Consider the following 19,951-nt stretch of genomic DNA (forward strand, 5'->3'; position numbering starts at 1 on the left):
AACTGAAGCTGTCGTTTGACGATCATAGTCTTGATATCCTCGACGCTCGGGGGCAGGTTCGCACGCGTCGTTTGCCGGCGCTGTTTTGTGGCAGGCTCGTTCTGCGCATCAGGCATGAATGTTGCAAGTTCTGACACTCTGCGTACCTCACAACTCCGTTGATCACATGTTTGAGCGGTATCAGGGCGCCGCCAGGTTCACATGCCCATCACTTTGTGGTCTGTGTGATGGAGGGTGCAGCCTCTCTGCACCCTGCGACTTCAAATTCGACCACTATGCGCGGATGCGTTCGACACCTGCGCTGCAAGCCAATTGACGGCGTCCTCAAGCAGCCAAGGCCCGTTTTCACGCGAGAACGTCCTCGGATCTGGCCCTATGATGCCATGCAGCGGATGGTCAGGATCGTGACGCGCCTCGCTGAAGCTATCGCTTTCCGGCATCGGAGCGCCCTCAAGTGCAGGCAGCCGCGAAATATCGACGGTCTCCGGCCATAGCTCGTATAGCAATGTCGTCTCGAACAGCGCGGCATGATCTGGAGGCAAGGCTAGGCAAGGGATCTCATTGATGGAAATTCCGAGCACTTTCAAAGCCGTACGCTTGGAGTTCCATTGTTCGGCGAGCCGGTGAACCATCTCCACCTGTGTCGGAGCGAAATGCCCGGTAAACAACACGACAAGCCTGAATCCGAAAGCCTCAAGGCGCGCAAACGAGTGTTCTACCAGCGCCGATATTTGCGCGTCGCTGGCCATCATGATCGTGAAAGGGTAGTGACCGTGACCGCCGCCGGTTCCGTAGTAGAGCGGCGGCAGGACGACACCGTTGGTCTTTGCAGCAGCGGCGAGGCAGACCCCGTGGGCGGTCAGGCTGTCGAGCCCGATCGGCAGATGCTCTCCATGCCACTCATATGTGCCGAGTGGCAGGTAGGCGACCGGTGCAACCTCGATGATGTCTCGCAGTTGGTGCGGTCTCAAGAGTTCGATGCGGTGGGCAGAGTGACGCGGCATCATTGGTAAAAATTCCTTGCCCAGATGTGCTGCGGGAGGGCTGCCAGGAGATCTGCGGGAAACGCGCCGTCGTCCGAATAGGCGATGTTCATGTCCACCTCGGCTCTGTTCTTCATGCCGGGGATCAGGGTCGACAGCTCCGGTGCGCTAAGCACATACCGCATCGCGGCTTCCGCCAATGTTGGGTAATAGGGCTCGCAAAGCGTCTTGAGAGCCCTGACACGCCGAAGCGTTTCGGCAAAACGCTCTCCACGGAAAAGCCAGGCGGGGATGGAGTCGGGCTCCCACGTCTTATTGGTGTCGTCGGTCCAATTTCCAACCAGGGAGCCGCTGTCAAGCGGCACTCTCGCGATGAACGCGGTGTTCGTCTTCGCCCCTGCCTTGAACAGATCTCCTGCCGGGCGCTGGTCGAACATATTGAAGACGACCTGATGCGAGTCGACGAGGCCGAGTTTCGCGAGGCCTACGCCGTCTTCAGGTCTGTTGTCGCGGATGGATACCCCGATCCGGTCAATCTTTCCCTCAAGCCGGAGGTCGTTCAGCGTTCCAAGCCAATCGATATCAAAGGTCCCTTTTGCGAGCCAGCAATGGAGCTGGAAGAGATCGAGCCTCTCGACGCCGAGGCGCTTCAGCGAGTTCTCGACATTTTCTCGCAGATACCAGTCCGGATATCGCCCACGCATATCGGCGCGATCTTCCGAGGGCGGCGGCCAGCGAACCGGTGCGGCCTTGGTCGCAACGTAAATCTTGCCGCCACGCCATTCCTTCAGAGCCCTGCCGACGACTTCCTCGCTCCGGCCATTTCCATAGGACTCGGCGGTGTCGACGAAGTTGATGCCCTTCTCGAAGGCATAGAGGAGCGTATCGATGGACTCGCGATCGTCGATGTTTCCCCACTGTCCGCCGAGCTGCCAGCCGCCGAACGCGATTTCGCTGACCTGCCAGCCAGTCTTTCCAAATGTGCGATATTTCATAGCTTTGCGCCTCGTTCTGGAAACTTGTCAGATGGGTTGCGGGGCATAGTCGCTTGCCTCGGTCGGAGCGACACCGCGGAGGAGGTCAACCGAACGAACCAGGCCTTCCATGCTCGACAGCATGACGTCTTCGTGCTCGATCGAAAGCCAGCCGTCGTATCCATTCATCCGGAGGCGGTAGCAGAATTCGCGCCACCAGCTTTCCCCATGGCCGTATCCGAGCGTGATATAGCTCCATGAGCGCGCCGGTATATCCATCAACGAGCCATTCTCCAGAAGGCTTGTCGTCGCCTGTACCCGCGTATTGAGATAGGTATCCTTCGCATGGACATGGTGGATCGCGTCGCCGAGTGCGTCGATGGCGGCAAGCGGATCGGCTCCCATCCATATGAGATGGCTCGGATCGAGGTTCGCGCCGACGATAGGTCCGATCTCCTTGCGGAGCTTCAGCAGCGAAGGGACATTGTAGACGAGCTGGTTGCCGTGAAGCTCGACCGCAAACTTCTCGACGCCGTGTTCCCTAGCGAAGTTCGCCAGGTTGCGCCAGTACGGCAAGGCGACGTCGTTCCACTGATAGGACAGGATCGTCTGGGTCTCCGGTGGCCAGGACGACACGATCCAGTTAGGCGTCGAGTCAGTGTTTGATCCGGCCGGCAGTCCGGACATAAGGCATACTTTTTTGACGCCGAGCAGACCTGCCAGCCTGATCGTATCTTCGAGCACCTGCGACTGGCGTGCGCCGTCGGTCGGATGGAGTTGGTTTCCGTTCGCATTCAATGCGATGACTTCAAGGCCGCGCGTGGTGAAAGCCTCAACAAAATCCTTTCGCTGCTCAGCGCTGCCGAGCAGTCCTTTGAGGTCCAGATGGGGAGCGGACGACCAGTTCCCGGTGTTTACTTCGACGCCCGCGACACCAAGCCTGACTGCTGTGTCGAGGACTTCCTCGAACTTGAGATTGCCAAGCGAATCCGAGACAAATCCGAGCTTCATGCTGCCAACTCCTTCTTCTTTCCGTAAAACTCAGGCATCTCAGCCAGTTTGATTTCGACCCGCTTTCCTTCGCGCAGGGATTTGGCGCCGGCTTCGCCGATCACTGCCGCGCAGTAGCCGTCCCAGGCATTCGATGCCCCAGCGGGAAATACGCCCGTGTTGACGAATTTCAGGAAGGCTTTGTTCTGGCGCCTGTAGGCCTCGTAATACCGCAGCCGCCAATCGGCGTCGTACCGCGTCACTTGGCTCAGGCTGGTGTTCCGGCGGGAGTGGATGGGAGCCGCGAGCGACACAGATCCTATTTCGCCGATCAATTCGGCTCTCACATCATAGCCGTAGGCCGCATTGTTATTGACCTCGATGGACACGAGCTGGCTCTCGATGGTCTCGAGCACCATCATCACAGGCGCCACGACTCCATCGGTTCGTCGTGCCTGAAACGCGGTAATTGCGGCATATTCCGTGCCGAGCACGAACCGGGTCACATCGAACTCATGCGGCGCGGAGTTGGTGATGGCCATGGCCGCTGTGAAATCCGATGCCGGCGTTTCCACGTTCCGGTGGAAGTTATGCATCATCAAGGCGCGCCCGATGGAACCGTCGGACAGCGATTCCTTCATCTCGAGATAGGATTGGTCGAAGCGGCGCATGAAGCCGAGCTGCAGGAACTGTCGTCCGGATTCGATTTCGGCGTCTATCACTTCTAGGCACTGGGCCGAGGATTGCGAGAGCGGCTTCTCGCAGAGAACCGGCTTTTGGGTTCGGATCGCAGCAAGAGACAGCGGCGCGTGCGTCGTGTCGGGACTGGCGATGACGACGGCATCGACATCGCCGCGCATGAACACCGCTTCCGGATCGGTGAGCACCTCCTTGACATCGTAAAGATCAGCGACCGCCTTCGCACGCTCTCTGGATGCATCGCAGACCAACTGAAGCTTGGCTCCAGGCAGGTCGTCGGCGATGATCCGCGCATGGTCGGCACCCATGATCCCAGCGCCGATGACCGCAATTCTGATGGACATTAGACGGTTCCTTTACTCCTTGTCCTTCTGCAGGACGTTGTGATTTCGGGCTCAATGGAAATCTCGGCTAAGCGCCGTGCCGATCGATTTCCGACGACATCCGGCCAGAACGAGCGGGGTCTGGCGGCCCTGCGGATTTCAGGCCGGGCGTCAGCTTCGCAGGTGTTGCTTCAATCTCTGTGCTGTCGGCGTGGCCACATTGACTGCCAGTCTATGCGTTGGCCGTGATGGAGCTGATTTCCTTTTCCAGGTCTGCCATTTCGACACCGCCAGCCATCAGATGGCGGATATCCTCGCCAGCGAGATCCTCCTTCGTGCCCCTGCCGATTACCTTGCCGAGAGAGAGGAAGGTAAAGCGATCGGCAACGAGCTTCGAATGGACTTCGTTGTGGGTGATGAAGATGACGGCAATGTCCCCGCGCGCCCTGACACGCATGATTGTCTTCAGGACTTCCATCTGCTGTTTCTGTCCGAGAGCAGAGGTCGGCTCATCAAGGATGAGCACCTTGGCGCCGAAATAGATTGCGCGAGCAATGGCAAGCGTTTGACGCTGGCCGCCGGACATGGTTCCCACTGCCTGGCGTGGATCGCTGACATTGATGCCGATCTTACGCATCTCCTGCACGGCGATCTCGTCCATTTGCTTGATGTCGAGAATACCGAGGAATCGGGCCCCGACGGTCAGTTCCCTTCCCATGAAGAAGTTCCGTGACACCGACATCAGCGCGTTAAGTGCCAGGTCCTGGTAAACTGTGCCGATCCCTGCTGCGGAGGCGTCGCGGGGGCTCTTGAAATGGACGGGCGTACCATCGACGATAATCTCGCCCGAAGTCGGGATGTGATAGCCGGAGAGCAGGCGGATCAAGGTGCTCTTGCCGGCGCCGTTGTCTCCGAGAAGCGCATGCACTTCGCCTGGAAACACCTCAAGGTCGATGCCCTTGAGCGCGGTGAACTTGTCGAACTTTTTGACAAGGTTCTGGACCTTGATGATCGGGTTCATCTTCCCGCGGAAACTATTGGATTGAAGCATCTCGGATTGCCTTTCTCGTATTTGGAAGCAGGTGCTGGTCTCAACGCACCGCGAAGAACGTAGGGAAGATTCCCTTGATCGCGATCAGGGATACCAGCACTGCACCGAGCAGAAGTTGGTAGATGAAGATGTTTGTGCCCATGAGAATAAGGCCGGCCTTCAAGGCCATGAGGGTGGCGACACCCAGTACCGCACCCCACGCGCTGCCAATTCCGCCACGAAGCGAACACCCGCCTATGACTGCCGCGGCGACGGCTTCGAATTCCATCCCGTCCGCTGTGGTCGGAGATACCGACGACAAGGCGCAGGCGGCGACAATTCCGCCCAAACCCGCTAACGCCGCGGAGATCATGAAAGTCCATATTTTGACTCTGCCTGGCAGAACGCCACAGGCGATTGCCGACCAGATGTCGCCACCGACCGCGTGAACGTGGCTTCCGAACCTGGTTCTGGTGAGGACGAAGGTTGCGATCACAATAAGGACTGCACAGATATAGACGGAGTTCTGTATGCCGAAGGACGCACCGCCGAAGAAGGACACAAGAACGTCACTTCTTACCGCGTCAGGTATGGAAACGGCAAAGCCGGAGGTGAAGAACTGTACGAATCCTCGGTAGACGAAGAGAAAGCCCAGTGTCACGAGCAGCGAAGGCAGCTTGAAAAACCACGTCACGACGCCTGTGACGAATCCAATGCTTAAAGCCACGGCCATCGCGATCGCGAAGGCCGAAACGTCTCCGAAGCCGAGGTTCAACAACAGAACGAAGACAAGACCGACGAAAGCGAACACCGATCCTACCGACAGGTCGAACTCGCCGTTGATGATGACAATCGCCTGGCCGATAACGACGATGCCCAACCAGGATACGTCGCGCAGCATGCTGGGAAGGTTGGTCATCCACACATTACCAAGCAGAGCGGCGAACAGTGCGAACAGCGCCGCGAAACTCAGAACCGCGATAGATTCGGGACTTGCCCCTAACTTATTCATCTGTGTCACCTCCGAGAATTCATTGGCCGCGCAATCCGCGCCTCGTAGTTTGATCTAGGAAAGCCCGAAATCACTGCAGCCTCGGACTAAGACTTCTCGATGCGATCAGGAAACCGATAAGGATCATGCCGACCAGGGATATGTACCAGTAGGGCGGAGCGCCCATCATCATCAGCCCTCCCTTCAGCGACGAGAGGACGAAGACGCCAAGAACCGGTCCCCAAATCGAGCCGACGCCGCCTCGCAGACTGCATCCACCGATCACGCAGGCGGCGATCGTGTCCAGCTCCATCAGTTTCCCCGAGCTCGAATAGACGGAACCCGAGGCGCAGGTCGCTACGAGGCCTGCCAAACCAGCCAGGACGGAACAGATGATAAAGGCGATGATCTTCACTTTCGCGGGCGACACGCCGTTGGCAAGCGCGCTCTCCGGTTCGCCGCCGACGGCGAGAACGTGGCTGCCCAGCCGAGTACGCGCCAAGACGAAGACGAACGCAGCCATCAAAATCAATAGCAGAACGACTGAATGGCTGATTCCGAAGCTCTTGCCCCCGACAAGCCAGATCAGCAGATCGCCGCGATAGGTCCGCGGGATGCTTAGGCTGAGGCCGCTGGTGAGAATATAGACGAGGCCCCGGCAGATGAACATGGCGCCAAGCGTGACGATCATGGATGGCACTTTGAATCTTGTTGCCAAGACGCCGTTCAGAAGCCCGACGAGGGCGGAAAACAACAGTGCGCCAAGCGCCGCCGGAACGATCCAGAGTCCGGTGTCCATCAGCATCAGAAAGACGACGCTGGCGATCGCATAGACCGATCCTACCGACAAATCGACCTCGCCCGATGTCATCAGCAGGGACTGGCCGATGACCGCAATCCCGACCAAGGATGTCAGGGCAAGAATATTCGGCAGATTGGACAGCCAGATACCTTTGGTGCCGATGGCGAAGAACAGCACCACGAGTATGGTTCCGAAAATGATGCTGGTTTCTACTCTGCCGATGATCAGCTTGTGGATGGACATGACTTTTCCATTCGCGAGAGTTCGTAGGGTAAGGACAGGGCTACCGCGGGTCCTGTGCGCCTTCCTCGACATGGCCGCCACGCGGCCATGTCGATCACGTTGGGCATCTCAATAGGGCGAGAGCTTGTAGTAGTTGTCTTCGCCGAAAATCTTGAGCGCGAGGTCCTTGAAGAGCTTGACGTTGTCCTTGTCGACAATCATCGGTCCCGTGACGATCGGAGCGACCGGATACATCTTGGTCTTCTGATAGTTGTACAGAACCTCGTAGGCCATCGGCGCCTGGATCGGAAATTCCTGCGAGAACGTCGCGGCATAGACGCCCTTGTCGACAGCTTCGAGCGAGGAGGGTGCGTCATCGCTTGTCAGAAGCACCATGTCTTTCCGTCCAAGTTCGTCAACGACATCGCTGACCCATTTGTTGAACGGAGCGCCGCCCATGATGACGTTGACGTCCGGGTTGGCAGTCAGGAACGAGCGGATAACGTCTTTAGCGTGTTCCGGCTCGTCGCCGATCGCCACGCGCTCTCCTTTGACGCCCTGCGGCATGGCCTCGATGAAGCCTTTGGCGCGCATTTCATGACCGGCGTGACCAAGATGGCCCATAAGGTAGACGACGTGAACGGGTTTGGCATGCTTGACGACCCATTCGCCCATGCGTTTGCCGATGAGCTGCTCGTCCGCGCCGACCCAGGTCAGGTAGTAGCCTTCGAGCTTCTTGTTGTCCTCTTCGCTCGGGGGATGCGATGTGACGCTGACGACGGGAATACCCATTTCCTTGGCCTTCTTCAGGCCGGGCAACAGCGCGTCGACGCTCGAGATATGAAGAGCAATCCCGTCAGGCTTGGAGCTTAGAATGGTGTCGAGGAACTTCGCATGTTCCGCCGGATCGTAGTTCTCCGGTCCGACATATTTGATGGTCACATCGGGATGCGACTTCATATATTCTTCGCCAGCCTTGATGTGGAACTGGACGTTGGCATCATTCATGCCCCAGAGGAGATGATAAAAAGTGTACTTCTTCTCTTCGGCAGAAGCGCTGTTGCCCAACAACGATAAAGCGACCAGCGTTGCCAACGCAAAAATCGCGGCTCTCAATCTCATGATTTCCTCCCATGGAAGTGCGATGCTGCACCTCGGTTAGACGAAGCTCAACGGGATCCGGTACCTCCGGAACCAGCCTTCCGGCGAATAGCCTATGTTCAACACGGGCGCGCCATCCCGTCGCCTGATGCGGAGCACCAGTCGGTGATGGAGCAGACGACAAGTCAGCCCGCAGGTGTCAGGTTGGACAGTTCTTGTTGAGCATGAGGTTCTCCTCCGGTCTGTTCGACCCGATACTCCTCCAGAGTTATTTTGATCGAACGATGGTCAATTAATCATTCAATAGGCATCAAGTAAATTAGAAAAACGGTAGTTTTTGATGTAAAGAAAATCAACATGCTTCGCATATGCAGCAATTCATTCCGATTTCTGATTATCTCGTGTTCGTTTTGATTGACGTGATTTAAATCACATCATAGATAGGGATCAAGGAGGCACCCAATGAGCGATCAGACATCTTGGAAAGGCCCGACAATTGCGGAAATTGCGAAGTTTGCCGGTGTGGGTACCGCTACGGTGGACCGGGTCCTGAATGGTAGAAACAGCGTTAAGGAGGCGACAAGGGTTAAGGTCATGGACGCCGTCAGTCGGCTGACTTCAACTCCAAGCTCGACGAATGCGCAGCCCAGGCAGAGGGTGATTCACTTCCTGTCGGATTCCGGGACAAGCTACAATAGGTCACTCGAGTTAGCGGCTGTTCGATATCAAAATGAGAACCCGACAATCGAATGCACGTTCGAGGGGGTGAATACATCGGAGGTCCATCCGGTAAGCTTCGCGCAGAAGATTGAAAGGGCAGCCGGCGATTGCGATGGTTTAGTTGTCGTCGCGCGCGAGGATTTGACGATAAATCGGGCGCTGAGGAACGTAAGCAAGAAGATACCGTTGGTATGCCTGACAACCGATCTGCCGAATAGTGGGCGCTTGGCCTACGTCGGCAACGATCAGACAATAGGGGGCGCGACTGCCGCTCACTTGATGGGAAGGCTTGTCGGCCAGCGAGAGGGAAAAATTCTTATCGTTTTCAGTGCGCCCTACAGGGTTCAGGAAGAGCGCGAACTCGGATTCAGGCGCGTGCTGAGGTCCGACTTTTCCTATCTCGACATCGAAGACCGGCTGAACTCGAATGACGACGGTTCCTACTCCCATAAGAATCTCATGCAGTATATCGAAAGTCATGGTCCGCCTCTCGGCATCTATAACGTGGCGGGCGGCAACTTCGGTATTGGCCAGGCTATCGAGGAGAGCGGTCTCGCCAGCAAGACCGTGTTTATCGGCCATGAACTGAATTCAAACTCCCGGACTTTGCTTGAAACGGGCCTGATGGACATCGTCATCGGCCACGACGTCCATCATGAAGTGGTATTGGCAGTCCGTTGCATCGAAGCGGCTTTGGATCGAAATCCACTCCCAACCCTCTCTCCAACCGAGATCAAGATTTACACCAAATATAATTGCAGCATCTGATCGGCCGTCAGGTCGGTACTGGCAGCCCGTATTGATAGTTCTCGATTGTTTCCATGGAGATGACCGAGAACGGTATGGGCGACAGTGTGAAATCGGAGGTATACTCGAAGTGCCTCAACAGATAGCCCAGCGCCTGACGCGCCTGCGCTTCCGGATTTTGGTCCAGGATGAGGGTGATGATGCCCTTCTTCAACATCTCGGAAGATTCGTCGGTCAGTTCATGCGCAATGAAGACGGTCTTGCCCGCCAAACCAAGTGACAGCAGTGCGGCTCCGGTCCCCGCGCGCCCTCCGCCGGCGCTGTAGATTCCGACGACATCCTGATGTTTCGCAAGGGCTTTGTAGACAAGCTGCTGCGTCAGGGAAGTCTGGTCTTGCCCCGATAGAATCTCGACGACCGACAGGTTTTCGCTGCGTTCGGAGAGACCCTCGATGAATCCCTGCACACGATCCTTATGTCCCCTGTAATTTTCACTATGCACGATGACAAGGACCGAGCCGCCGGCAGGAGCCATCCTGGCCATAAAGAAGGCGGCCGTTCGCCCCATCCGATAGTGATCCGGGCCGATATGCGCGGTGCGTGACGATTCGGGAAGATCGCTGTTGATGGTCAGGACCGGAATGCCGCGCGTCGTCTTATCGTCGATCGCGGCAAGAAGCGCCGGATGGGCTGTACCACTGAAAACGATGAATGCGTCGGCGGCAGACTCAGCGATATGGCGGGCAAGGTTGAGCGGGCGTCTTTCGTCGATCGTGCTCCGGTGGAGTATGATGGACCTGTCCAACTCGCTGCCGATTTTTCCGAACGCTCGGTTGAGACGCTGAAAGAATTCGTCGACCGGGCCTCTCAAGATCACTTCGACCTGGATGTTCCTGTGGCGCACGGATGGCAACGTTCGACGAAGATTCAACTGCCTGGCCGCCTCCAACACCCGTAACGTAGTCTTCTCGGAGACGTTCCCGCGCTCATTCATCACGCGGTCGACGGTGGCAATGCCGACTCCGGCCAAAGCCGCGACGTCAGCCAATCCGGAACGGGAAAATTTTGTCGGGGCAGAGCCGCTCATGACGCACCAATTGATAGCCTCCGTCGAGCAAAAACGGATCGCGCTCCCGCAACGATATCGTAACGGGAGCGCGGTCTTCAAGCTCTTGGGAGGTTGCCTGAGATCTGAATTGCGGCCTTATTCACCGGGTTGCGGGGGAGTGGCGTTGACGCGGGCAACCTTTGCCGCGTAGCGCGCCTCCATCAGTTCCTGGCCTTCCTTGGTGCCGTCGTGCCAGGTGCCGAACCACTTGTCGAGCGGGATGGTGCCTTCCGCATAGTTCACTTCGAAATGCTTGTGATGGAGGTAGTGGGTATAGGCGTGGGTATCGATGCCGCTCTCCTTGCCCAGCTCGATCTTGTCGAAGCCGACGTGACCGATCACGGCACCGGTTCCCGTGATGTGAAGATGATAGAGCAAAAGCAGGGGATGCGAGGGAAGAATGAGGTGGATCAGCGAATCCGACCAGTAAAGCAGATGCTCGATCGGGTGCATCGATAGGCTGGACCAGGGGCTTGGGTTGACCGAGTTATGGTGTACCGAATGGACCCACTTATAGAGGACCGGCACATGGATGAGCCGATGAATGCAGTAGAAGTGAACCTCGTGGATGATCGGGATCATCAGGCCGAAGGCGGCCAGCCAAACGGGGTTCTGGGCGAAGGTCGTCCAAGGTCCGTATCCGTTGGCAAAGCACCAGAGGCCCAGTACCTCGTATGCTGTCCAGATCGGGACGCCGGTGCCGAAAGTGCGGATCATGTTGTCGATGTTCTGGCTTTTGAACATGAACACGTCACTTTTATTGTCCGAAGGCCACTTGCCGTTGTATTTGAAGGAGGTTCCCTGCCGCCGCCGAATATAGAGGCGAAGTTCGAGCGCGCCGAAGATTAGGAGAACCGCTGCCATGTTGCGAACCAATAGGTACGCGATCCAGCCAACGGACAGGGTCTTCATCGTCTCTACGGAAGGCGTCAAAAAGAACCAGTAGACGGCTCCAAGAAGCATGAACATCACGTTCCAGGGCAGGAAGTAGCTCGGCAGCCACTTCAAAAACTTTATGGGCTTTGGGGGAAAGACGAGAATGGGCGCCACTTCGAGTGCGCTGTCCGGTGCCCAATCGCCGCGTTTGTTCCGTTTTCCATACCTGAGATCATCCATCGACTTCTACCTCCCGAAATCCGTTGATGCGACTGGTGCCACGGGCCAACCCACCCGACAACAAAGCACCGTCACCCTTGATTTCAGGATATTTTCTGCTTGGGAGAGCCGGTCCGCAATCTGCCAAAATGATGGTTTCCCATCACCGGGGACCGGCTTCCATCGCTGTCAATTCGGCCCGTTCGCATGGTGGAAATTGATGGAAAACCATCAGTTTTCTGTCTTTGTTGACGCATTGCATGCAGCTACTCTTTCCCAAACAGCAGGCAGCACGGGAGGATTTCATGAGTGACTGGATCAAGGTCTGTGCAATGGACAATATAAACGAAGAAGACGTCATCAGATTCGACCACAGCGGAAAAACCTATGCGATATACCGTAGTCCGGAGGATACCTTCCACGCGACGGACGGCCTCTGCACGCATGAGAAGATCCATCTCGCCGATGGTTTGGTGATGGACGACATCATCGAATGTCCGAAGCATAACGGTCGGTTCAACTATAAGACCGGAGCTGCCAAAGGCGCCCCGGTCTGCGTCAATCTCCAGACCTATCCTGTCAAAGTCGAAGACGGCGCCGTTTTCCTGCAGGTGGCTTAAAGTGACCGGCGCGGGAATGGTGATCCTAGGGGCGGGGGAGTGCGGTGCGCGCACGGCGTTCGCCCTGAGGGAAAACAATTACGATGGTCCGATCACTCTCGTTGGCGACGAAACACATCTGCCTTACGAACGGCCGCCGCTTTCCAAGTCGACCCTTATCGATGAACCAGGACATAAACCGATCGCGGCCATGGAACAATATCGTCAGGCGAGCATCGAAGTTCGCCTTGGCGTCAAGGTCGTGTCTATTCTCCCGGCTGAGAGGTCCATTGCGTTCAGCGACGGTGGACGCCTTCCTTACGACAAACTCCTGCTTGCGACGGGCGCGCGGCCACGCCGTCTACCCGAAACCACTCCCTCCCATGGCAGGATCAAATATCTGCGCACGTTCGAGGACGCCGTGGATATACGGTCGCGTCTCGGGACGGGAAAAAGCCTTGCAATCATCGGGGCCGGTTTCATCGGATTGGAGCTTGCCGCGACCGCACGCAAGATGGGAACAAATGTGGTTGTTGTCGAAGCCCAACCACGGGTTCTGATGCGCGGCGTACCGGAGGCAATCGCCAATGTTATCGCAACCAGGCACGCCGAAGAAGGCGTTGAGTTGCGCTGCGGGGTCTGGATTACCTCCATGACGGAAAGCGATGACAAAGTCAGCATTATGCTGGCCGATGGGAACAATATCGAAGCGGACACGGCGGTGGTGGGAATTGGCGCCCTACCGAATACATCGTTAGCGGAAGCGGCAGGAATAGATGTCGACAATGGAATAGCGGTAGACGAGACGCTGCGGACAAGTATTCCAAACATCTTTGCCGCCGGTGACTGTTGCTCTTTCCCGATTGCAGTTTACGGCGGCCGCCGGGTCAGACTGGAAGCTTGGAGAAATGCCCAGGATCAGGGAAATCTCGCTGCGCGAAACATGTTGGGGGGCAACGAGGCGGTGGATTCTGTTCCCTATTTCTGGTCGGATCAATACGATCTTACTCTGCAAGTCTCAGGCTTGTCCGATGGCGCAGTATCGACGGTTCGGCGCGACCTCGGCGATGATAGCTTCATCTTGTTCTATCTGGATGCAGAAGGAACGCTCATCTCCGCAAGCGGGATCGGTCGCGGCAGCATCGTGGCCAAGGATATTCGGCTAGCGGAAAAAATGATCGGCTCAAGGGTAAAGGTGAATGCGGAGGCGCTGGCGTCTCCGGACGTTCGGCTGAGGTCATTCTTGTCCACTTGAGGGCGTCCCAGGAGCTTTGTGAAACAGGCTTTCGATCCTTCATTCGTGAAAATGGTGCGGATACCAAGTAGTCGACACTCGCGCACGTTTGACGATCCGCAGATTGCTTATGAGCTGACAAAGAATCTGCCGAGGGCCGAACCCGATTGCAAGTCTCCGTGCAGTCAGGCCCCCGCAACCAGATACAAAATGCCCGCGTACAGCGGGCTTTTTGTATTTGGTAACGGGTCGAGGATTTAACGCCTTCTCAGGGGCCTGCAAGGAGGCAAAGCCGACGCAGCGGGACAGAAAACCGCAAATCCTGCCCCCGCAACCAAATCTCTTATCAAGTCCGACATCGCGCGCGGGCTTTCCGGTATCCCACATCACACCATCCGCAAGACCTTATCGCTGCCGCCAAGACTGCATCGCCGCTGGCGATCGTAGCTCATCGGCGACGTGGATTACATGCTCGCGGCTTTTGCGCGGCTCACTATTTTTAACGGCAGAGGGCTGCTTTAGAGCAATTCCAGGAAAAGTGCGAAGCGGTTTTCCGTCCGGAATTGCGTAAAAACAAAAGGATAGAGCGGGAAGGCGATTCCGTGAAACGCTGAACCGCTCTAGTTCAGATCTTCCAGTTCCTCCGCGAGATCATCATGAGCCCCGCACGAACCGGAATGCTCCTCCACAGCAGTTGCCGCCATCATCGCCGCACGGTAGATCTAGGGTCATGCTCCTACGTCTATGCTCCCGACATAGGTGCCGGGAGCATCGTCGTCTCGGCCTACTTACAGTCCATTGGCCTTGAGGATGTCGGGCGCATTTTCCTTCGTAATCTTCATGGTGGGCAGGACGACGGTCTTTTCGACCTTCTCGCCATTCAGATACTTGATAGCCTGACGCAGGCCCTCCGCGCCGGGCGTTGCATAGACGAAGGTTGCCGTCAGCTCACCCTTGTTGACGAGCTGGACGCCTTCGTTCGGCAGGCCGTCAATGCCGATGAATTTCATTTCCTTTTCACGGCCGGCATCCTTGGCTGCGAGATAGGCGCCGTAAGCCATCGGATCATTATGACCGTAGACCAGATCGATGTGCTCGTTGTTGCGCAACGCGGTCGCCATGATGTTATAGGCCTGGTCCTGCTTCCAATCGCCGGACTGCTGATCCAGCAGATATTTTATCCCCGACTCCTTGTCCGTGAATTCATGAAAGCCGTCGTGCCGGTCATGGGCCGGCTGCGTCCCCATGCCGCCCCAGATTTCGACAACGTTTCCTTTGGCTTTTCCCTTGCCGCCCAGGAGCTCAACGGCATACTGGCCGGCGGCCTCGCCAATCAGTTTGTTGTCGCCGCCGACGAACTGCACGTATTTATCGGTGTCGACATTGCGGTCGAGTACGAAGACCGGAATTTTTGCATCGATGGCTTCCTGCACCGCTCCGGTAAGGCCAGCCGATTCTTTCGGCGATACCAGCAGTGCGTCGACTTCCTGGCGGATCAGGTTTTCGACATCAGCCACCTGCTTCTCGGTCTTGTCCTCACCATCGGTGATGATCAATTCGACTTCGGGATGTTTGGCCGCCTCGGCGATGATGTCCTTGTTGAATTGCGCACGCCAGGGCTCGATCGTTGTCGCCTGCGAGAAGCCGATGCGCCATTTCTTGTCGGCAGCCACGGCCGAATTGACCGTGATCAGAGACGTGGTGGCGAGTGCGGCGGTTATGACAGCAAACTTGAGCATATCACGACGTTTCATTCTCGTTTCCTCCGATGTTGTTGAGAGACAGGATCTCTTTTGACGACCGCTCCTCCGCGGACGTTGGATTTCTCGCCGTCTTCGGCATCATGAGCTGGAAACGCGAGAGAATATCACTGGCGTTGCGCTCCTGGACAAGCACGGTACCCACGATGATCAACCCCTTCAGCACGAGCTGAAGATTGGAATCGATGTTGTGCAATTGCAGGATGTTGGAGAGCAGGCCAAAAATGAGGACACCACAGAAGGTGCCGGCCAGTCCGCCGCGGCCGCCCATCAGGCTGGTGCCGCCGATCACGACTGCCGCGATGGCGTCTAGTTCGAGGCCGGCGCCGGCATCGGGTTTGCCCTGGCGATACTGCGCGACGTAGAGCACGGCGGCGATGCCGGCAAGCAGGCCGGAAAGCGCGTAGGCGACGATCTTGATATTGCCGCTATCGATGCCCGAAAGGCGCGCCGCCTCCTCGTTGCCGCCGATGGCGTAGATATACCGGCCGAACGGCGTCAACCTGAGCACGGCGGCATAGAGGACGATCGCTGCCAGAAAGAAGATGCCAGGCATCGGCACGATGCCGAAGACCAGTGAACGCAGGTTCTCAAAGTCTGCCGTCGCGTTCGATCCGGTATATACCGGCAAAACGGCGTTGTTCTGCCCCGCCGTCAGCCGCGCGATCCCGAGCGCGGTGACCATCATCGCCAGCGTAACGATAAAGGGCTGCAGCCGGCCGGCGACGATAACAACGCCGTTGATCGTCCCGAACAACAGGCCGACGGCGGGCGTGATCAGGAGGACGCCGATCACGCCGAACTTGTGGTCGATCTGCGGCAGTAGGTAAAAGAGCAGCAAGGCGCAGAGCAGAAGGCCAACCACGGCCGGGATGCCGACCCCCCTCATTCTGTCGAGCACCGCGTCCCGGGCACCGGCGGCCCGCGATTTTTCGATATTGAGAAACAGGAAGCGCGTACAGGCCGCGCCGATCACCAGCGCGGCGAGACAGACGGAGGGTATGCCGAGCCAGACCGCCGACGTGTCGCCCGGAACGGTGAGCAGCATGGCGCAAACCACGCTGCAGATCGCCATCATCGAGCCGACCGACAGGTCGATCCCGCCCGTCAGGATGACGGCGGTCATGCCGGTTGCGATCAGTCCGGTCGTCGAAACCTGACGCAGCACGTCGAGAAGGTTGCCGGCCGACAAGAAGATATTCCTGCCGGACGATGTCGTCGGCGACCCGAGCACCCCGATCAGGAAGATCGCGATCAGTCCCCAATAGAGCTTGGTCCTGAGAATGAGATTCATTGCACTGCCTTTTCGCGCTGTGCCGACCGCGGTGCGGCAAGCTGCATGATGCGTTCTTCCGTTGCGGCGGCGCGATCCAGAATGCCGGTCTGACGGCCCTCCGATATGACCAGGATGCGGTCGGCCAGATGCAGAAGTTCCGGCATTTCCGAGCTGACGACGATGATCGCAATGCCATCGGCGGCGAGTTTGAAGATCAGCTCGTAGATTTCCCGCTTCGCCCCCACGTCGATTCCGCGAGTCGGCTCGTCGAGGAGCAGGATTCTCGGGTTCGCGGCCAGGCACTTTGCAATCACCACCTTCTGCTGGTTGCCGCCAGAGAGCGTGCCGGCGGCCTGACCGATGCCCGCGGCCCGAATACCCAGTGACTTGACCGCATCAGTCGCCAGCTTCTCTTCCGAGCCAAATCTGCGAATACCGAAGCGTGCCAGCTGGTTGACCACGGGCAGGGCGATGTTGTCGGTGATCGTGTCGCGCAGATGCAGGCCTTGTGACTTGCGATCTTCGGTGACGAGCGAAATGCCGCGGCGGCGCGCTTCCACGGGAGAACGGAGACGCATCGGCTTGCCGTCGATGAAGATATTGCCGCCAACCTGGCCAGCAGCCGCGCCATAAATGGCTTGGAGAATTTCCGTCCGGCCGGCGCCGAGCAGCCCACCTATGCCGAGAATTTCGCCTGCCGCAAGGTCGAAGCTGACTTCCTTCAGCACGTTGCGCCTGCCGCGCCGGTCCGTTACGGCGAGCGACAGACCGCGGACGGAAAGCAGCACTTCCTCCGCGGTCGAGCTGCGTTGGCTTTCGCCATGCCCAAGATCGCGTCCGACCATGGCAGCGATGATCCGATCTTCGTCGGTCTCCGACATCGCTCTGGTCCACACATGCCGGCCATCGCGAAACACCGTCACGCGGTCGCTAAGCTGGATAACTTCATCGATTCGGTGCGAGATGTAGACGATGCCCACGCCGTGCCGCACCAGCTGGCGCATGATGGCAAAGAGCCGCACGCATTCTCCAGGCGATAGCGCCGAAGTGGGCTCGTCCATGATGAGCACGCGGGCGGAGAGGGAAAGTGCCTTTGCAATCTCGACCAGCTGCTGCTCGCCGATCCTCAGCGAACCGACACGCGCCTCGGGGGGAAGATCGATGCCGAGCCGCCTCAGCAGGGTGCGTGCCTCGACCACGCATTTGCGCTTGTCGATGAACAGGCCGGCGATACGCGGCTCGCGACCGAGGAAGATATTTTCGGCGACGCTGAGTTCCGGAACGAGATTCAGTTCCTGGTGTATGATCGCTACTCCGGCGTCTTCGGCATCCCGTACACTGGCGAATTTCACAGGCAGGCCATCGAGCCGGATTTCGCCCTCGTATTCGGTATGCACGCCCGAGAAAATCTTCATCAGGGTCGATTTGCCCGCGCCGTTCTCTCCCATCAGCGCGTGGATCTCGCCGGCATGAAGATCGAATGCCACGTCCGTCAGCGCGGCGATCCCGCCGAACCTCTTTGACACATGCAGCGCCGACAGCAGGGGGCCGCCAGGACCGTGTGGCAAGTCTACCTGAGAAACATGGGGTCCCTGTGGGACGCGAGGTCCGCTTTGCATGACACCATGGCCTCCCCTCCAGCATGTCTGCATCTCGTCCTCTGACGCTAATCTAAACGTTTCGTTGTTGTCAAGCTTTCACGCTTTCAACGGCAGCGACAGATTGCAAAACGGCGGGTTATTTCCTAACATTGGGCCAGTAACATATTTGAAACGTTTCGAGTCATGGATCGTACTCCGAGCAAAATGAGCAAGGCTGTCCCGACGATGCTTGACGTCGCCGTGGCGGCGGGCGTGTCGGTTGCAACTGTCTCCGCCGCAGTCAACGGAACGGCGCCGGTGAGCAAAAAACTGCGCGAGCGGATCGAGCAGGCGATCCAGGAGATCGGCTACAAGCGTAATGCCGTTGCCCGCAGCCTGAAGATGGGCACGACGACGACGGTTGGGCTGGTTGTTGCCGACATCACCAACCCGTTCTTCACCGACGTGGTCGCGGTCATCCAGGACGTGCTTCACCGTGCCGGCTATGCCGTGATGCTCTGCTGCACCGATGAAAGCGCATCCCTGCAGGAAGAGCAGATATCGCTGCTGCTGGATCGCATGGTTGACGGGTTGATCATCGCGGCGGCCGGTGACGATGACGGTCTGCGGCGTCATTTGCGCGGCACAAATACCCCGGTGGTCCTTATTGACCGCTTATGCCACGATCTCGATGCCGATGCGGTCGTGGTGGATAACGAGGATGCGGTCAAGTCGGCCACGAAATACATCATCGACCTCGGACACAGGAACATCGGTTATATTTCCGGTTCGCTCTCCACATCGACGGGGCGGGATCGCCTGGCCGGCTATCGCGCCGCCTTGCAGGAGGCCGGCATCGAATACGGCGATGAGTTCGTCAGGCTCGGCAACTTCCGGGCAAAAGACGCCTATACCGCGACGATGCAGTTGCTGACACGTCCGGACAGGCCGTCGGCGATATTTGCCGCCAACAACCTGATGGTCATCGGTGTCATGAAGGCCATCCGTGACGCCGGCCTGGACTGCCCCGGCGATATTTCTGTGGCAGGTTTCGATGATTTCCCCTGGGCCGACGTGTTCCAGCCCAATCTGACGACCATCGCCCAGCCGGTCCAAGCGATCGGGGAGCAGGCTGCAGAACTCATTCTCAGCCGGGTTGCCGACAAGAAGCGGCGCGAGCCGCGGCATATCGTTCTGAAGGGCCGGTTGATGATCCGTGAATCCTGTCGGCCGATCATGCGTCCACGTTGACTTACGGAGCATCGTCTAAGATCGGGATCAGAGCGGCGATGCACCATTACCGGCGTTCAAATCGGTCGGCACTCCCATATGCGTGCAACGTGCAGAAATTCTTCCTAATCGCCTGGGAAAGCCTACCAAAAGCAGTGACCGCACGGTTAAGAACCTAAGTTCTTCCTCAGACTAAAGTCCTGTTCATGGCAGGACTTATGTCCCAAAACGAAAATCTTTGGTCCTACTGCCATAGATTATACCTTCCGCCGCACCAGACTCTCCCGGCGATGAAAGCGGAGGCTACCCGACCGCTGTTGCGAGGCATGTGGAGAGGGTCGATGAACATGAACGGCGTCCTGAAAAACGGCATCGTCGCCCTGGTGCCTGCTGCAGTTTTCGTCGGTGGCGGCGTCACCGGGTTGGCCGACATCGTCGTTAAGGGCGGCATTGACTGTGGAGAGTGAGCGAAGTGCCACCGTTGGCG

At 57.8% G+C, this 19,951-nt stretch carries 18 protein-coding genes; 5 read left to right on the plus strand and 13 right to left on the minus strand.

The genetic code is table 11. The features are described 5' to 3' along the window. Window positions 1–260: 260 nt before the first annotated feature. The 8 genes from CCGE525_RS00950 to CCGE525_RS00985 all read right to left on the minus strand — a co-directional run bounded on the left by CCGE525_RS00950 (window position 261) and on the right by CCGE525_RS00985 (window position 8,136). Window positions 261–1,007 (minus strand): creatininase family protein, encoded by a 747-nt coding sequence (locus tag CCGE525_RS00950; protein WP_205587415.1) that lies wholly within the window; start codon window positions 1,005–1,007, stop codon window positions 261–263. Continuing rightward, entirely contained in the window at window positions 1,004–1,978 is a 975-nt protein-coding gene (locus tag CCGE525_RS00955; RefSeq protein WP_120702645.1) for an aldo/keto reductase, read from the minus strand. Before CCGE525_RS00955 ends, CCGE525_RS00950 begins: the two co-directional genes overlap by 4 nt. 27 nt (window positions 1,979–2,005) lie before the next feature. Beyond that, a complete protein-coding gene (locus CCGE525_RS00960; RefSeq protein ID WP_120702646.1) occupies window positions 2,006–2,968 on the minus strand; it encodes a sugar phosphate isomerase/epimerase family protein in 963 nt (320 codons plus the stop codon). Continuing rightward, on the minus strand, window positions 2,965–3,990 hold the full coding sequence (locus tag CCGE525_RS00965) for a Gfo/Idh/MocA family oxidoreductase (RefSeq protein WP_120702647.1): 1,026 nt from the start codon (window positions 3,988–3,990) through the stop codon (window positions 2,965–2,967). Before CCGE525_RS00965 ends, CCGE525_RS00960 begins: the two co-directional genes overlap by 4 nt. A gap of 211 nt (window positions 3,991–4,201) precedes the next feature. After that, window positions 4,202–4,990 (minus strand): ATP-binding cassette domain-containing protein, encoded by a 789-nt coding sequence (locus CCGE525_RS00970; RefSeq protein WP_120706183.1) that lies wholly within the window; start codon window positions 4,988–4,990, stop codon window positions 4,202–4,204. A gap of 70 nt (window positions 4,991–5,060) precedes the next feature. Continuing rightward, complete coding sequence (locus CCGE525_RS00975) at window positions 5,061–6,011, minus strand: ABC transporter permease (protein WP_120702648.1); 951 nt, start codon at window positions 6,009–6,011, stop codon at window positions 5,061–5,063. A 70-nt stretch (window positions 6,012–6,081) separates the two neighbouring features. Beyond that, the gene (locus CCGE525_RS00980) at window positions 6,082–7,035 is read right to left on the minus strand and encodes an ABC transporter permease (RefSeq protein ID WP_162950101.1); all 954 of its coding nucleotides are present in this window, start codon (window positions 7,033–7,035) and stop codon (window positions 6,082–6,084) included. 108 nt (window positions 7,036–7,143) lie between these two features. Continuing rightward, complete coding sequence (locus CCGE525_RS00985) at window positions 7,144–8,136, minus strand: sugar ABC transporter substrate-binding protein (protein ID WP_120702650.1); 993 nt, start codon at window positions 8,134–8,136, stop codon at window positions 7,144–7,146. A gap of 441 nt (window positions 8,137–8,577) precedes the next feature. Between CCGE525_RS00985 and CCGE525_RS00990 the strand changes: the two genes are divergently transcribed. Then, window positions 8,578–9,603 (plus strand): LacI family DNA-binding transcriptional regulator, encoded by a 1,026-nt coding sequence (locus CCGE525_RS00990; protein ID WP_120702651.1) that lies wholly within the window; start codon window positions 8,578–8,580, stop codon window positions 9,601–9,603. 7 nt (window positions 9,604–9,610) lie between these two features. Here the strand turns inward: CCGE525_RS00990 and CCGE525_RS00995 are convergent, their stop codons facing one another. Both CCGE525_RS00995 and CCGE525_RS01000 read right to left on the minus strand, forming a co-directional pair. Continuing rightward, the gene (locus CCGE525_RS00995) at window positions 9,611–10,669 is read right to left on the minus strand and encodes a LacI family DNA-binding transcriptional regulator (protein ID WP_120702652.1); all 1,059 of its coding nucleotides are present in this window, start codon (window positions 10,667–10,669) and stop codon (window positions 9,611–9,613) included. Between the two features lie 117 nt (window positions 10,670–10,786). Next, window positions 10,787–11,806, minus strand: a complete 1,020-nt coding sequence (locus CCGE525_RS01000) for a sterol desaturase family protein (protein WP_120702653.1) — start codon at window positions 11,804–11,806, stop codon at window positions 10,787–10,789. Window positions 11,807–12,090: 284 nt separating this feature from the next. Between CCGE525_RS01000 and CCGE525_RS01005 the strand changes: the two genes are divergently transcribed. Then, window positions 12,091–12,405: a MocE family 2Fe-2S type ferredoxin gene (locus CCGE525_RS01005; RefSeq protein WP_120706184.1), complete on the plus strand. Its 315-nt coding sequence runs from the start codon at window positions 12,091–12,093 to the stop codon at window positions 12,403–12,405. A 16-nt stretch (window positions 12,406–12,421) separates the two neighbouring features. Continuing rightward, window positions 12,422–13,639, plus strand: a complete 1,218-nt coding sequence (locus CCGE525_RS01010; protein WP_120706185.1) for an NAD(P)/FAD-dependent oxidoreductase — start codon at window positions 12,422–12,424, stop codon at window positions 13,637–13,639. A 767-nt stretch (window positions 13,640–14,406) separates the two neighbouring features. On the opposite strand, the gene CCGE525_RS01015 is transcribed toward CCGE525_RS01010, so the two are convergent. From CCGE525_RS01015 to CCGE525_RS01025, 3 genes are read right to left on the minus strand one after another with little or no spacing between them, the layout of a single operon-like run. Then, the gene (locus CCGE525_RS01015) at window positions 14,407–15,372 is read right to left on the minus strand and encodes a substrate-binding domain-containing protein (RefSeq protein WP_120702654.1); all 966 of its coding nucleotides are present in this window, start codon (window positions 15,370–15,372) and stop codon (window positions 14,407–14,409) included. Beyond that, the gene (locus tag CCGE525_RS01020; protein ID WP_120702655.1) at window positions 15,359–16,672 is read right to left on the minus strand and encodes an ABC transporter permease; all 1,314 of its coding nucleotides are present in this window, start codon (window positions 16,670–16,672) and stop codon (window positions 15,359–15,361) included. The genes CCGE525_RS01015 and CCGE525_RS01020 overlap by 14 nt, the downstream gene beginning before the upstream one ends. Further along, window positions 16,669–18,273 (minus strand): sugar ABC transporter ATP-binding protein, encoded by a 1,605-nt coding sequence (locus CCGE525_RS01025; RefSeq protein ID WP_120702656.1) that lies wholly within the window; start codon window positions 18,271–18,273, stop codon window positions 16,669–16,671. Before CCGE525_RS01025 ends, CCGE525_RS01020 begins: the two co-directional genes overlap by 4 nt. 207 nt (window positions 18,274–18,480) lie before the next feature. Between CCGE525_RS01025 and CCGE525_RS01030 the strand changes: the two genes are divergently transcribed. Next, window positions 18,481–19,485: a LacI family DNA-binding transcriptional regulator gene (locus tag CCGE525_RS01030; protein ID WP_120706186.1), complete on the plus strand. Its 1,005-nt coding sequence runs from the start codon at window positions 18,481–18,483 to the stop codon at window positions 19,483–19,485. 320 nt (window positions 19,486–19,805) lie between these two features. After that, window positions 19,806–19,931 (plus strand): hypothetical protein, encoded by a 126-nt coding sequence (locus tag CCGE525_RS39510; protein ID WP_281024640.1) that lies wholly within the window; start codon window positions 19,806–19,808, stop codon window positions 19,929–19,931. Window positions 19,932–19,951 lie beyond the last annotated feature (20 nt).

The organism is Rhizobium jaguaris (assembly GCF_003627755.1).
Classification (GTDB): Bacteria; Pseudomonadota; Alphaproteobacteria; order Rhizobiales; family Rhizobiaceae; genus Rhizobium; species Rhizobium jaguaris.

Coding starts and splice junctions, on each gene's coding strand:
- CCGE525_RS01015 (WP_120702654.1), bottom strand. CDS start 15,372: ATGAAACGTCGTGATATGCTCAAGTTTGCTGTCATAACCGCCGCACTC.
- CCGE525_RS01010 (WP_120706185.1), top strand. CDS start 12,422: ATGGTGATCCTAGGGGCGGGGGAGTGCGGTGCGCGCACGGCGTTCGCC.
- CCGE525_RS00985 (WP_120702650.1), bottom strand. CDS start 8,136: ATGAGATTGAGAGCCGCGATTTTTGCGTTGGCAACGCTGGTCGCTTTA.
- CCGE525_RS00965 (WP_120702647.1), bottom strand. CDS start 3,990: ATGTCCATCAGAATTGCGGTCATCGGCGCTGGGATCATGGGTGCCGAC.
- CCGE525_RS00970 (WP_120706183.1), bottom strand. CDS start 4,990: ATGAACCCGATCATCAAGGTCCAGAACCTTGTCAAAAAGTTCGACAAG.
- CCGE525_RS39510 (WP_281024640.1), top strand. CDS start 19,806: ATGAACATGAACGGCGTCCTGAAAAACGGCATCGTCGCCCTGGTGCCT.
- CCGE525_RS00960 (WP_120702646.1), bottom strand. CDS start 2,968: ATGAAGCTCGGATTTGTCTCGGATTCGCTTGGCAATCTCAAGTTCGAG.
- CCGE525_RS00975 (WP_120702648.1), bottom strand. CDS start 6,011: ATGAATAAGTTAGGGGCAAGTCCCGAATCTATCGCGGTTCTGAGTTTC.
- CCGE525_RS00950 (WP_205587415.1), bottom strand. CDS start 1,007: ATGATGCCGCGTCACTCTGCCCACCGCATCGAACTCTTGAGACCGCAC.
- CCGE525_RS01000 (WP_120702653.1), bottom strand. CDS start 11,806: ATGGATGATCTCAGGTATGGAAAACGGAACAAACGCGGCGATTGGGCA.
- CCGE525_RS00995 (WP_120702652.1), bottom strand. CDS start 10,669: ATGAGCGGCTCTGCCCCGACAAAATTTTCCCGTTCCGGATTGGCTGAC.
- CCGE525_RS01025 (WP_120702656.1), bottom strand. CDS start 18,273: ATGCAAAGCGGACCTCGCGTCCCACAGGGACCCCATGTTTCTCAGGTA.
- CCGE525_RS01020 (WP_120702655.1), bottom strand. CDS start 16,672: ATGAATCTCATTCTCAGGACCAAGCTCTATTGGGGACTGATCGCGATC.
- CCGE525_RS00955 (WP_120702645.1), bottom strand. CDS start 1,978: ATGAAATATCGCACATTTGGAAAGACTGGCTGGCAGGTCAGCGAAATC.
- CCGE525_RS00990 (WP_120702651.1), top strand. CDS start 8,578: ATGAGCGATCAGACATCTTGGAAAGGCCCGACAATTGCGGAAATTGCG.
- CCGE525_RS00980 (WP_162950101.1), bottom strand. CDS start 7,035: ATGTCCATCCACAAGCTGATCATCGGCAGAGTAGAAACCAGCATCATT.
- CCGE525_RS01030 (WP_120706186.1), top strand. CDS start 18,481: ATGCTTGACGTCGCCGTGGCGGCGGGCGTGTCGGTTGCAACTGTCTCC.
- CCGE525_RS01005 (WP_120706184.1), top strand. CDS start 12,091: ATGAGTGACTGGATCAAGGTCTGTGCAATGGACAATATAAACGAAGAA.